This window comes from Phyllobacterium sp. K27, from assembly GCF_054796155.1.
On record NZ_CM139240.1, the window covers coordinates 1,791,389 to 1,803,910 of the forward strand.

General features: G+C 52.4%; 11 protein-coding genes and 1 riboswitch. Of the genes, 8 read left to right on the forward strand and 3 right to left on the reverse strand.

Features of this window, described 5'->3' with window-relative positions; translation table 11 throughout:
• Positions 1 to 194 precede the first annotated feature (194 nt).
• The gene (locus tag ACYJL1_RS08670; protein WP_460895039.1) at positions 195 to 332 is read left to right on the forward strand and encodes a hypothetical protein; all 138 of its coding nucleotides are present in this window, start codon (positions 195 to 197) and stop codon (positions 330 to 332) included.
• A 322-nt stretch (positions 333 to 654) separates the two neighbouring features.
• Here ACYJL1_RS08670 and mmsB read toward each other — a convergent pair whose 3' ends face one another.
• Positions 655 to 1,545, reverse strand: a complete 891-nt coding sequence (gene mmsB / locus ACYJL1_RS08675) for a 3-hydroxyisobutyrate dehydrogenase (RefSeq protein ID WP_460895040.1) — start codon at positions 1,543 to 1,545, stop codon at positions 655 to 657.
• A 28-nt stretch (positions 1,546 to 1,573) separates the two neighbouring features.
• Positions 1,574 to 2,740, reverse strand: a complete 1,167-nt coding sequence (locus ACYJL1_RS08680) for an isobutyryl-CoA dehydrogenase (protein WP_460895041.1) — start codon at positions 2,738 to 2,740, stop codon at positions 1,574 to 1,576.
• 108 nt (positions 2,741 to 2,848) lie between these two features.
• Here ACYJL1_RS08680 and ACYJL1_RS08685 point away from each other — a divergent pair, with 108 nt between their 5' ends.
• The 7 genes from ACYJL1_RS08685 (at position 2,849) to cobO (ending at position 11,671) form a co-directional block, all read left to right on the forward strand.
• Complete coding sequence (locus ACYJL1_RS08685; RefSeq protein ID WP_460895042.1) at positions 2,849 to 4,306, forward strand: cobyric acid synthase; 1,458 nt, start codon at positions 2,849 to 2,851, stop codon at positions 4,304 to 4,306.
• 60 nt (positions 4,307 to 4,366) lie between these two features.
• Positions 4,367 to 4,600, forward strand: a riboswitch (cobalamin riboswitch).
• A 49-nt stretch (positions 4,601 to 4,649) separates the two neighbouring features.
• A complete protein-coding gene (locus ACYJL1_RS08690; protein WP_460895043.1) occupies positions 4,650 to 4,829 on the forward strand; it encodes a CbtB domain-containing protein in 180 nt (59 codons plus the stop codon).
• A gap of 124 nt (positions 4,830 to 4,953) precedes the next feature.
• Positions 4,954 to 5,682, forward strand: coding sequence for a CbtA family protein (locus ACYJL1_RS08695; protein ID WP_460895044.1), 729 nt, complete (start codon positions 4,954 to 4,956; stop codon positions 5,680 to 5,682).
• Positions 5,683 to 5,687: 5 nt separating this feature from the next.
• The gene (cobU, locus tag ACYJL1_RS08700) at positions 5,688 to 6,206 is read left to right on the forward strand and encodes a bifunctional adenosylcobinamide kinase/adenosylcobinamide-phosphate guanylyltransferase (RefSeq protein WP_460897978.1); all 519 of its coding nucleotides are present in this window, start codon (positions 5,688 to 5,690) and stop codon (positions 6,204 to 6,206) included.
• Between the two features lie 4 nt (positions 6,207 to 6,210).
• Positions 6,211 to 7,263, forward strand: coding sequence for a cobalamin biosynthesis protein CobW (cobW, locus tag ACYJL1_RS08705; protein ID WP_460895045.1), 1,053 nt, complete (start codon positions 6,211 to 6,213; stop codon positions 7,261 to 7,263).
• A gap of 11 nt (positions 7,264 to 7,274) precedes the next feature.
• Positions 7,275 to 11,006 (forward strand): cobaltochelatase subunit CobN, encoded by a 3,732-nt coding sequence (cobN, locus tag ACYJL1_RS08710; protein ID WP_460895046.1) that lies wholly within the window; start codon positions 7,275 to 7,277, stop codon positions 11,004 to 11,006.
• Positions 11,007 to 11,032: 26 nt separating this feature from the next.
• Complete coding sequence (cobO, locus tag ACYJL1_RS08715; RefSeq protein ID WP_460895047.1) at positions 11,033 to 11,671, forward strand: cob(I)yrinic acid a,c-diamide adenosyltransferase; 639 nt, start codon at positions 11,033 to 11,035, stop codon at positions 11,669 to 11,671.
• 31 nt (positions 11,672 to 11,702) lie between these two features.
• Here cobO and ACYJL1_RS08720 read toward each other — a convergent pair whose 3' ends face one another.
• Positions 11,703 to 12,494, reverse strand: a complete 792-nt coding sequence (locus ACYJL1_RS08720) for a TSUP family transporter (RefSeq protein ID WP_460895048.1) — start codon at positions 12,492 to 12,494, stop codon at positions 11,703 to 11,705.
• Positions 12,495 to 12,522: the final 28 nt, after the last annotated feature.

Consider the following 12,522-nt stretch of genomic DNA (forward strand, 5'->3'; position numbering starts at 1 on the left):
TCATGCCCATTTCAAAGGTTTTTCTGTTGAGAACGTCGCAGAGAAGCCTAGATGCCGCTAATTTTCATGGCTGCTATGCGTTTTCGCCAGAGCTACTAACGCAAATGCGACAAGGCATGACGAATTACCGTGATCAAACTTTAAGCAATAAGCGCATTTGGAGTGCAACAACAGTTTCTCTTCGAGGTGCAGAAATGCTTTACATTTTCAATCGAAATAACGGCGTTCACATAGCATGGAATGCAACTGAAAAGCGCGATACGCCGCGCACCAATGCCAAGAGCGGCGTTGCGTCGGCCATGTCGTTCATCTGGACACGCTCTGCAGGCTAATTGCCAGTTTAAGTTGCCTACACGAAGCCGTTGCCTCACAGGGTGGCGGCTTTTTGTTATTACGAGATAGACTCTCACGACAACAAAAAAACCGCCCTGCCAATTATGACGCAGCGCGGTTTTTTGCCAAAATATATGGTATCTGCCGAGTGATAAATTCGGCAGGAGATACAACTCCGGTACGCAGTACCCGATCCGGAGCGGTGAGCAGGGTCTTGAACTACTCACCCGTAAAGTTTTAACCGGACATCGTTACCGCGAGGTTATCGAGAGCTTAACCAAACCTAAATTTGCGGATTTTCGCATATGTTTTTATTTGGCATTAGTCTTTGCGCTCGGTTGTGCGCAGTTGATTGATGATGGCTGAGAAGTCTGAGCCTTCATTTCCGGCGGCACTGAACTGTGCATAGATGGCTTCAGCATGTGAGCCGAGTGGCGTTGCAGCGCCAACGCTCTTCGCAGCGTCCTGAGCGAGCTTCAAATCCTTTAGCATCAAAGCAGCCGCGAATCCTGGCTGATAGTCATTATTCGCGGGGGAGGTGGCAACGGGTCCAGGAACCGGACAATATGTCGTTAGCGACCAGCATTGACCGGAGGAGGTTGATGCGACGTCGAAAAGCGACTGGTGGGAGAGCCCCAGCTTCTCCGCCAGCGTAAAAGCCTCGCTAACGCCAATCATTGAAATACCAAGGATCATGTTGTTGCAGATTTTTGCTGCCTGACCATTACCGGCGTCGCCACAATGGACAATTCTTGCGCCCATGTGTTTCAGCACTGGCTCGGCTTTAGAAAAGGCATCGGCACTCCCGCCAACCATGAAAGTCAAAGTGCCTGCTGCAGCCCCGCCTATTCCGCCGGAAACGGGCGCATCAACGGAAAGCAGTCCGTTCCTATGGGCGATTTCATGCGCCTTGCGTGCAGAATCGACGTCAATTGTCGATGAATCAATAAAAAGCGCATTACTTTTTGCTTCTTTTGCCACAGATTCGTAGACCGAGAGAACATGTTTCCCCGCCGGCAGCATGGTGATGACGACATCTGCTTCTGCGACGGCGGACCCGGCGCTTGATACGACCGTTACACCATTGGCTGTCGCAATGGATAAATTCTCTGGCAAGAGGTCAAAGCCCAGAACAGTGTGCCCTGCTTTGACCAGGTTGGCGGCCATCGGATTACCCATATGGCCCAGACCTATAAAGGCGATTGTCGTCATCGCAGCACTCCTCCCTGAATATTCTGCTTTAATGTTTAATCATATGCCGCGCGATGATCACCCGCATAATCTCGTTCGTACCTTCCAATATCTGGTGGACACGTAGGTCGCGAACGATTTTTTCCACGCCATAATCGTGCAGATAACCATAACCGCCATGGATTTGAAGAGCGTCATTGGCGATATCAAAGCCTTTGTCGGTTACGAAGCGCTTGGCCATTGCGGACCATTTGGATGCGTCATGCGCCTTTGCATCAAGCTTTGATGCTGCGGTGTAGAGCAGCATGCGTGCTGCGGAAAGGTCTGTCTCCATATCTGCAAGCTTGAATTGCAATGCCTGAAACTGGTTAATGGCCTTGCCGAACGCTTTGCGTTCTGACGCGTAGGCAATGGCTTTGTCCAGTGCGGATTGAGCGCCGCCCAGAGAGCATGCTGCGATATTCAGACGCCCGCCATCGAGCCCTCCCATGGCAATTTTGAATCCATCACCTTCCGCGCCAAGCCGGTTTGCTACGGGCACCCGGCAATTATCAAACATAACTGTGCGGGTGGATTGTGCATTCCAGCCCATCTTGAATTCATTTGCGCCAAATGACAGGCCGGGAGCATCCTTGGCTATGATCAACGCGGAAATGCCTTTCGGCCCGGCCTCACCAGTGCGCACCATGGTAACGTAGATATCGCTGTCACCGGCGCCGGATATGAACTGCTTCGCACCGTTCAAAACGTAATGATCACCATCCAGAACAGCGGTTGTCTTCAGCGCTGCAGCGTCAGAGCCCGAATTCGGTTCCGTCAGGCAATAACTGCCTAACCACTCCATAGACGTCATCTTCGGTACAAATTCCCGCCGTTGAGCATCTGTTCCAAATAGATCAATCATCCATGTCGACATATTGTGGATTGATATGAAAGCAGAAAATGCCGGGCATGCCGCCGCAAGGGCTTCAAATATCAATACGGCATCAAGCCGCTTCAAACCCGATCCGCCGAACTCTTCGCGCACATAAATACCGCCCATGCCAAGAGGACCCGTCTCGCGGATCACATCAGCCGGAAAGTGTTTGTCGCGGTCCCAAGCCAGTGCTCTGGGCGCTACCTGATCAGCCGCAAAAGTGCGTGCCATGTCCTGAATTGCCAGCTGATCTTCATTGAGTTCAAATTGGCTGGGCGCCGTATCAACGACTGCGTCCATTATAGTTCCTCCCGAGTATTCATGCATGTCACTCTATCGAATGCACGCAAGCGTGCAACGGCTTGCATGGGGCTAGGAAGAGAAAGACATATCCGCTACTCAAAGCCCATGACACACGCAATCATGTTGCAAGGAACAGGCTCAGACGTTGGCAAATCCGTTCTCGTAGCGGGATTGTGCCGACTTGCGCGCAATCGCGGCTTGAAGGTTGTGCCATTCAAGCCACAAAATATGTCAAACAATGCCGCAGTGAGTGATGATGGTGGCGAGATCGGGCGGGCACAGTGGTTGCAAGCGCTGGCTTGTGGCGTGCCGTCTTCTGTTCACATGAACCCGGTGTTACTGAAACCTCAGTCAGAAACTGGCAGTCAGATCATTGTTCAGGGTAGAATCTGGGGGCAGGCAAAGGGCAGGGATTATCAGCAGTACAAGGCCAGATTGCTGGATGCGGTGATGGAATCATGGGATATTGTTCGCGCCGGCGCTGACATTGTGATCATTGAAGGGGCCGGATCACCCGCGGAAATCAATCTGAGGCCCGGAGACATCGCCAATATGGGCTTTGCCATCAAAGCCAACGTGCCGGTTGTGCTTGTGGGCGATATTGATCGGGGCGGGGTGATCGCATCGATTGTGGGAACGCATGCAATTCTTTCACCGGAAGATCGCAATATGATCGCCGGTTATCTTATCAACAAGTTTCGAGGCGACATTTCGCTTTTCGATGATGGTTTGAAATCCATTACGCAATTTACGGGCTGGCCGTCCTTCGGGGTTGTTCCATGGTTGAAAGATGCTTCCCGTCTGCCAGCCGAAGATTCGGTCGTACTGGAACGCCTCGTCAAAGGCGGTGAGCGCGCATTAAAGATTGCCGTTCCCGTGCTTGATCGCATTGCTAACTTTGACGATCTTGATCCACTTATAGCCGAACCACAGGTTGAGGTGGTCATGGTTCGAAGTGGTGAGCGGCTACCCGCAGATGCCGGTTTGGTCATTATTCCGGGTTCCAAATCGACGATTGGCGACCTTCAGCAGTTCCGTGAAAATGGTTGGGACCAGGATCTCGACCTGCACAGGCGCAGAGGTGGTCATATTATTGGCATTTGCGGCGGCTTCCAGATGCTTGGTAAAACGGTATCGGACCCTCAAGGGATTGAAGGAAGTACCACCGAAATCAAAGGACTTGGTTATCTCGATATCGATACCGTTATGGAGCCGGAAAAGACCGTACGCAATGTCCAGGCCCATTCATTGCAGTTTGATTTGCCCTTGAAAGGCTATGAAATTCATCTCGGTCGAACGACTGGCCCCGATTGCATCCGTCCAGCCGTGAATATTGATGGCGTGGCGGACGGCGCAATATCCGCGGATGGCAAAGTGTTCGGCACCTATATGCATGGTCTTTTCAGTGCAGATGCATTTCGGGCGGCATTCTTAAAGTCTATGGGGATATCCGCTGGCACTCTAGATTATCATGCTGGGGTGGATTCTGCACTCGACTCTATTGCTGCACAATTGGAGTCCGTTCTGGATATTGAAGCACTGTTTGCTCTTAAACCCGCCTGATGACGTTAGCAGCGGTGAAGGTGTCGCAGATTCGTTTGACTTTTAGACAGCTTGGTGAATAACGTTCGAAAGATGATTGGTTCCCGCATTGGCCAAAGGCCAAGGGATCAAAAGGGAATGCGACGGTCGTACCCATTAGGGCGATCCCACCGCAGCCGACCCCGCGACTGTAGAGCGGTTAGGTTAGATGCCATGCTGAATGCGAAAGCGGACAGCAGTCACTGGGAAACCGGGAAGGCGGCATTTATCTTGCGACCCGCGAGCCAGGAGACCTGCCAGTCATAGGGTAATAGTGCCCAAAACCGAGGGGGATTGTCCCTTCTGGCCCTGCACGGAGGTTGTTATGGCGGCTGTTCGTACTTCGAATACAATTTCTCTCCCGCTCGCATCGCGTCTGACCACAGCGGTTGTATCTTTGCTGCTTGGTGTGTTCATTATTTATGGCGTCGGTCTTTCACATTCTGAAACGCTGCATGATACAGCGCACGACTCCCGCCATTCATATGGATTTCCTTGCCATTAAGTCTTTGATAGCTGAAACACTGATTCAGCCGTCGACTCTTAAGCATTGAAACAATGATGGTTTGTTTGGTCCGGGACCTTTTCAGGTGCCCGGTGCCTCGCTTTTGGAATTGGGAGTAAATTCCATGTTGGTCAAATATCTGCTGGCTACGATCTTAGCCGGACTTTTTGCCGGAATTGTTTTGACGCCGGCCATGTATGTAAAAAATGTACCGCTCATTTTACACGCGGAAGAATATGAAAGTGCGAGTGGTGAAGGTCACTCCCATGATGCCCCGGCGGCTACAACTGACGCCGCGCCTGCCGCGGTCGCTCCGCACGACCATGGGGAAGAGGCCGGACCTGAGCTGCCGTTCGGGCGCTTCGGTAACACGCTGTTGATCAATCTGGTGGCCGGAGCAGGTTTTGCGCTGATCACCGGTGCAGCCGCACTTTTCCTTGGCCGCCGTATTACGTTACAGAACGGAATTTATTGGGGTCTCGCAGGATTCTTCATCTTCAATTTCGCACCGGCATTCAGCCTTGCACCTGAATTGCCCGCCATGCCTGCAGCCGATTTGGCTACACGACAGGCTTGGTGGCTGATAACCGTGGTTCTGACGGCAGGCGGTGTCTATCTGATTGTCCTTCGTGAGCAGATATGGGCGAAAACTCTTGGTGTTCTATTGATCGTCGCTCCCCATATTTATGGCGCACCTGAAGCAGAGGATCTGACATCGGCTGTGCCTCCGACGCTCGCTTCTGAATTTGCCGTCTCAACACTTGCGACCAATCTCTTTTTCTGGGTCGTGCTTGGGACTGCACTCGGCTGGGCAATCCAGAACTATGCTTCGTCGGAGCTTGAGCCCGCCTGATGCATATGCTGGAACGCCAAGTCACCTTTATTCTCGGAGGCGCGCGTTCCGGCAAATCTTCGTTTGCTGAAGGCTTGGTCGAGGCATCCGGGTTGGATGCCATTTATCTGGCAACTGGCAGAGCTTGGGATGATGAAATGTCTGAACGGATCGGACATCATAAAGCGCGGCGCGGGTCCCGGTGGACCACGGTTGAAGAGCCGATTGATCTTACCGATAAGCTGGAAAGCCTAGCCGGTGGCGATAAGGCAATTCTGGTTGATTGTCTTACATTGTGGTTGACCAATCTGATGATGGCTGACCGCGACATCGACACAGAAGTGAAGCGCCTTGCAAACACGTTAAGCCAACTCCCGGGAGCCATAATACTGGTTTCCAACGAGGTCGGGCTCGGAATAGTGCCGGAAAACCGCATGGCGCGTGAGTTTCGCGATCACGCAGGCCGGTTGCATCAAGCCGTGGCAAATATCGCGTCGAATGTTTATTTCGTGGCGGCAGGATTGCCGCTCAAAATGAAGGGATAATAATATGCAGGGTCACAAGATTCCAGCAACGGTGATCACAGGCTTCCTCGGTTCGGGCAAGACCACGATGATCCGTAATTTACTCGAGAATGCCAATGGCAAGCGTATTGCGCTCATCATCAATGAGTTTGGTGATCTTGGCGTTGACGGGAATTTGCTCAAAGGCTGCGGTATCGAAGCGTGCCGTGATGAAGATATGATCGAGCTCAATAATGGTTGCATCTGTTGCACCGTGGCGGATGATTTCATCCCTACCATGACCAAGCTTCTGGATCGGCCTGAGCGCTTTGATCATATTGTCATTGAGACGTCCGGCCTTGCTCTTCCACAGCCACTCGTTGCTGCTTTCAACTGGCCGGAGATCAAGACACAGGTGACCGTTGATGGTGTTGTCACCGTTATTGATGCGGCTGCCGTGTCGGAGGGCCGTTTTGCCGATGATCATGACAAGGTAGATGCTCAGCGTGAGCAGGATGAATCGCTTGACCATGAAAGCCCACTGGAAGAACTGTTCGAGGATCAGATTCGCGCCGCGGATCTCATTGTTTTGAATAAAACCGATCTTATCGACGATGCACAGCTTGCTGGTGTTAAGAGCGATGTGCAAAGCCGCTCATCTCGTTCGCTTAATATGGTTTCAGCGAGCTTTGGCAAGCTTAGCAACGAACTTTTGCTCGGTCTTGGCATTGGCACCGAGGAGGATATTGCCAATCGTAAGTCGCATCATGAGATGGACCATGAGGCAGGCGAAGATCACGATCATGACGAGTTTGAGAGTTTTGTCGTTGGTCTGGGCCCGATTGCTGAACCCAAATCATTTGTTGAGAAGTTGAAGCATGTCATTGTTGATCATAATGTGCTGCGGCTTAAGGGCTTCGTAGATGTACCCGGAAAGCCGATGCGTCTGGTCGTTCAAGCGGTCGGCTCACGCATTGAGCATTATTTCGATCGCAGCTGGCATCCGGGCGAAGAGCGCCAGACAAAGCTTGTTGTTATTGGTCTGCACGACATTGATTCCGTAGCCATTGCATCAGCTGTTAATGCCGCTGCTGCCTGATCGGAAATTGAATGCATCTCCTGCTTGCCCAAAAAGGTACGATCGCTGAAGGCACCGAGGCAATTGATCTAGGCCAGATGCCTGGGGATGTGTTGTTTCTTTCTGCTGCCGATACAGAACTTGCAAGTCTTGGCGTGGCTCAACGGCAAACTGGAAGCGGCTTGTCATTGCGCTTGGCGAATATGATGGCACTCGCCCATCCTATGTCTGTCGATGCCTATATCGAGCGGACAGCGCAACACGCCAAGCTAATTATCGTCAGAATTATCGGCGGAGAGAGCTATTGGCCCTATGGGCTGGAAGCACTCCACGCTTGCGCGGTAAATCATAAGGTACAGTTGGCGGTTCTTCCCGGTGATGACAAGCCGGACCCGGGGCTGGACCGGTTTTGCACAGTCGCGCGTCAGGACCGCGATGCTCTCTGGCATTACCTGCTGGAAGGCGGAGCGCAGAATGCACAACGCTTCCTCGATTATTGCGCGGCAATGATCAATGGCGGCGACAAGCCGCAAGAGGCGGCTCCACTTTTGAAATCCGGCCTATGGTGGCCGGGCAGCACTGCTCCATCACTCACTGAATTGCGAACGTGTTGGAAGCCAGATGCGCCGATTGTTGCCATTTGTTTCTATCGGGCGCTTGTACAAAGCGGACAAATGCAACCTGTCGAGGCTTTGATTGATGCCCTAAAGGCAAAGGGTCTTAATCCTTTGCCCGTTTTTGTTTCCAGTTTGAAAGACCCGGTTTCAGTGGCGACGTTAACAGGTATTTTTAATGAGGCTGCGCCTGCTGTGGTGCTCAATGCTACCGGATTTGCGGTTTCAGTGCCGGGCGCATCCCGCAAGGCGACAGTGCTTGAACATGATGGCGCGATTGTCTTGCAGGTGATCTTCTCAGGTTCAAGTGTTGATCAGTGGCGTAATTCCGATCAGGGTCTTTCAGCGCGCGATCTGGCGATGAATGTCGCGCTGCCCGAGATCGATGGCCGAGTATTGTCCCGCGCGGTGTCATTCAAGTCCGCTCGTCATTTTGATGAAGCGGTTCAGGCAAATATTGTTACGCATGAGCCCTTGGCCGATCGCGTTGTGTTCGTTGCGGCACTGGCTGCGAACTGGGCGCGGCTTCGCATCACAAAACCTGCCAAGCGTTTGACAGCTTTGATCATGGCGAATTATCCTAATCGCGATGGTCGTCTTGGCAATGGCGTTGGTTTGGACACGCCAGCCGCCACATGGCACATACTTCATAAAATGCGCGAACAGGGCTATCCGGTCGCCAATATTCCAGCCGATGGCGATGCTCTGATTAATCATTTGATGGCGGGGCCAACCAATGCGGCGAATGACGGACGCGAAGTGCGCGAAACAGTTTCGCTCAATCAATACAGTGACTTCTTCGAGACTCTTCCTCAATCGATTCAGGCTGGTGTAGTCGAGCGTTGGGGGAAACCAGAAGCCGACCCTTATTTCGTCACAGACGATAGCGTCTTTGCGTTGCCATTGACGCGGTTCGGTGAAACTCTTGTGGGCATTCAGCCAGCTCGTGGTTATAACATTGATCCGAAAGAGACCTACCATTCGCCTGATCTTGTGCCGCCGCACGGTTATATAGCCTTCTATGCCTATCTTCGGAATGTTTATGGTGCCCATGCCATTGTTCATGTCGGCAAGCACGGAAATCTGGAGTGGCTTCCCGGTAAATCCCTTGCGCTGTCCGAAGAATGTTACCCGGAGGCGGTTCTAGGCCCTGTCCCCCACATATATCCTTTTATCGTCAATGACCCGGGTGAGGGTACGCAGGCAAAGCGTCGTTCGTCGGCAGTTATTATTGATCATCTGACACCGCCACTCACACGTGCTGAAAGCTATGGGCCGCTGAAAGATCTCGAGGCGCTTGTTGATGAATATTACGAAGCCTCTGGCGTTGATCCACGTCGTCTCATGCGTTTAAAGGGACAAATTCTCGATCTCGTGCGTGACATTGGCCTCGACACCGATGCTGGTATTCATGATCATGATCCTGATGACCTTGCTCTACAGAAGCTTGATGCCTACCTTTGCGATCTGAAGGAAATGCAGATTCGTGATGGATTGCACATTTTCGGGCAATCGCCGGAAGGCACCTTGTTAACTGATTTGGTTGTGGCTCTGGCTCGCGTACCCCGCGGCGCGGGAACCGGAGCTGATCAGAGCCTGCAACGTGCCATTGCAATTGATCTCAAGCTCGACGGCTTTGATCCGCTTGATTGTGATATGGCGGAACCATGGAATGGTCTGCGGCCAGACAGTCTTAAAACCGTTTCTGATGCTCTTTGGCGCATTACTGGCGATACAGTCGAGCGCATTGAGATTTTGGCTGCGAAGCTTGTTGCTGGTCAAACTGATTGCCCCAAAAACTGGATTGCGACCGCAACAGTGCTCGAAGGCATTTGCGACAATCTACATCCAGCTGTTTCGGCATGTGGCGATGCTGAGATGAATGCGCTTCTGACCGCACTTGATGGGCGCTTTGTCGCTCCTGGCCCATCTGGTGCACCAACACGTGGTCGACCAGACGTTTTACCAACAGGCCGCAATTTCTTCTCTGTGGATACGCGCGCCGTACCGACGCCTGCCGCGTGGGAACTGGGGCAAAAATCTGCCGAGCTCATGATCCGGCGTTACACGCAGGATCATGGCGAGTGGCCAACTTCGTTTGGCCTCACTGCTTGGGGCACCTCGAATATGCGAACCGGCGGCGATGACATTGCGCAAGCGCTGGCGCTGATTGGAACGAAACCAGTTTGGGACATGGCATCCCGCCGGGTAACTGGCTATGAAATCATCCCGATTGCTTCGCTTGGCCGCCCGCGCATCGATGTGACCTTGCGTATTTCCGGGTTCTTCCGCGATGCCTTTCCAGATCAGATCGCATTGTTCGATACAGCAGTTCGTGCAGTTGGTGCTTTGAATGAGGACGAGCAGGATAATCCCATTGCAACGCGGATGCGCGGTGAACAGGCGCGGTTGATCGCGGAAGGTGCCGACGACAAGCTTGCCAAACAACGCGCGGGATTTCGTATTTTTGGCTCAAAGCCAGGTGCCTATGGTGCCGGGCTACAAGCGCTGATGGACGAGAACGCTTGGGCAAAGCGGGATGATTTGGCGGAAGCGTGGCTCGTCTGGGGCGGATACGCCTATGGTGCAGGCGAAGAAGGCAAGGCCGAGCGTGGACTTCTTGAAGAGCGGTTACGGACAGTAAATGCTGTTGTTCAAAATCAGGATAATCGTGAACACGACCTGCTTGATTCAGATGATTATTACCAGTTTGAAGGCGGGATGTCCGCGGCGGTGGAGCTTGTGTCGGGTGAGCGCCCGACGATCTATCACAATGACCATTCGCGTCCTGAAAAACCAATCATCCGTACTCTGGAAGAAGAGATTGCGCGAACTGTGCGCGGGCGGGTGACCAACCCCAAGTGGATTGCAGGGGTTATGCGCCATGGCTATAAGGGCGCCTTTGAAATGGCCGCCACGGTTGATTATCTATTTGCTTTTGCCGCTACGACAGGCGCCGTGGGAGATCATCATTTTGAAGCAGTCTATCAGGCATTTCTGGTGGACGATGATGTGAGGGCTTTTCTGGCTGAGAAAAACCCCCATGCCTTGCGCGATATTGCCGAGAAGCTGGAAGCAGCTGTAGATCGCGGTTTTTGGTCGCCGCGTTCCAATTCGGCGCGATTTGAACTGAGCAAGCTTGCTGCTTGAAATTATGATTCGGGAGGACACGCCAAATGGCTGAAAAATCACAAAAATTGCAGAATCTGACCGAGGCGGAAATCAACGAACGCCACGCTGACAAGATGCGCAAGAAAAAGGCTGTCCGCGATAAAATACAAGCCACAAAGACGGATGAGAAGGGCTTGGTCATCGTCAATACCGGCAAGGGCAAAGGCAAGTCCACTGCCGGCTTCGGTGTTGTTTTCCGTGCTTTGGGGCACGGCATGAAAATCGGCGTCATCCAATTCGTCAAAGGCTCGTGGGACACGGGCGAGCGTTGGGTCCTCGAAAAATTTCCGGAACAAGTAACGATCTCTGCCATGGGTGAGGGGTTTACCTGGGAAACGCAGGATCGTGCACGTGACATTGCGATGGCGCGCGATGCATGGGAGCAGGCCAAAGTAATGATTTTGGATGATGAAACTGAATTGGTGCTTTGCGATGAATTGAATATCGCGCTTCGATACGATTATCTGCCCATTGATGAAATCATCGAGGTTCTGAAGCAGAAGCCACACATGAAACACGTTATCATTACAGGCCGGAACGCTAAAGACGAACTTATCGAGTTCGCCGACCTTGTGACGGAAATGGAAATGATCAAACATCCTTTCCGTGCGGGCATAAAAGCGCAGAAGGGTATTGAGTTCTGACAACGAGAAGCTAACTCGGGCCTTGTTGGCTTTAGGAAAGTTCGGAAAACCAGACACGGACTGGGTTGTCGGCCTCCATCAGCAGTTTCGTTGCCAATGCTAAACACACGATGATGAGAAGCGGCTTGATAATCTTCGCGCCGTTTTTCATTGCCATGCCAGCGCCAACACGTGCACCAATGAACTGGGCCACACCCATCAGCAGACCGATCTTCCAGTTTACTGCGCCGAGCAAGGCAAATGTAATGAACCCGCCAAGATTTGAGGAGAAGTTCAGCAGTTTTGTGTGAGCCGTTGCTTTCAAGAGGCCAAAACCCGCAAGGGAAACGAAAGAAAGCATAAAGAACGAACCGGCACCCGGGCCAAAGAGCCCATCATAGAAGCCGATTAAAGGCACGATACAGATGCCAAAGAAAAAGGGTGTCAGACGTTGCGCACGATCTACGTCGCCCATGTTGGGTTTCACCGCAAAATACAACGCGATGGCTATCAGCAATAATGGTAAAAAGGCGCGCAGTAGGTTCCCGGGTAAAAAACCTGCTAGCAGGGCACCTCCAACTGCACCGAAAACCGCCATCAAGGCTGATGGCAACTGCTTCTTCAAATTAACATGGCCTTTTTGTGCATAGGCAATGGTTGCAGAGGCAGAGCCAAAGAGTGATTGTAACTTGTTGGTACCAAGAGATTCCAACGGTGACATACCCGCCAGCAAGAGAGCGGGTACGGTTACCAATCCACCGCCTCCCGCAATCGAGTCGATGAAGCCAGCTGCGAAGGCAGCAGCGATCAAAATCAGATGAACATTATCGAAAAATGCGGACATGGCGGGAGACTCGTTGGAACGCCGCGGA

Coding starts and splice junctions, on each gene's coding strand:
- ACYJL1_RS08670 (WP_460895039.1), top strand. CDS start 195: ATGCTTTACATTTTCAATCGAAATAACGGCGTTCACATAGCATGGAAT.
- mmsB (WP_460895040.1), bottom strand. CDS start 1,545: ATGACGACAATCGCCTTTATAGGTCTGGGCCATATGGGTAATCCGATG.
- ACYJL1_RS08680 (WP_460895041.1), bottom strand. CDS start 2,740: ATGGACGCAGTCGTTGATACGGCGCCCAGCCAATTTGAACTCAATGAA.
- ACYJL1_RS08685 (WP_460895042.1), top strand. CDS start 2,849: ATGACACACGCAATCATGTTGCAAGGAACAGGCTCAGACGTTGGCAAA.
- ACYJL1_RS08690 (WP_460895043.1), top strand. CDS start 4,650: ATGGCGGCTGTTCGTACTTCGAATACAATTTCTCTCCCGCTCGCATCG.
- ACYJL1_RS08695 (WP_460895044.1), top strand. CDS start 4,954: ATGTTGGTCAAATATCTGCTGGCTACGATCTTAGCCGGACTTTTTGCC.
- cobU (WP_460897978.1), top strand. CDS start 5,688: ATGCTGGAACGCCAAGTCACCTTTATTCTCGGAGGCGCGCGTTCCGGC.
- cobW (WP_460895045.1), top strand. CDS start 6,211: ATGCAGGGTCACAAGATTCCAGCAACGGTGATCACAGGCTTCCTCGGT.
- cobN (WP_460895046.1), top strand. CDS start 7,275: ATGCATCTCCTGCTTGCCCAAAAAGGTACGATCGCTGAAGGCACCGAG.
- cobO (WP_460895047.1), top strand. CDS start 11,033: ATGGCTGAAAAATCACAAAAATTGCAGAATCTGACCGAGGCGGAAATC.
- ACYJL1_RS08720 (WP_460895048.1), bottom strand. CDS start 12,494: ATGTCCGCATTTTTCGATAATGTTCATCTGATTTTGATCGCTGCTGCC.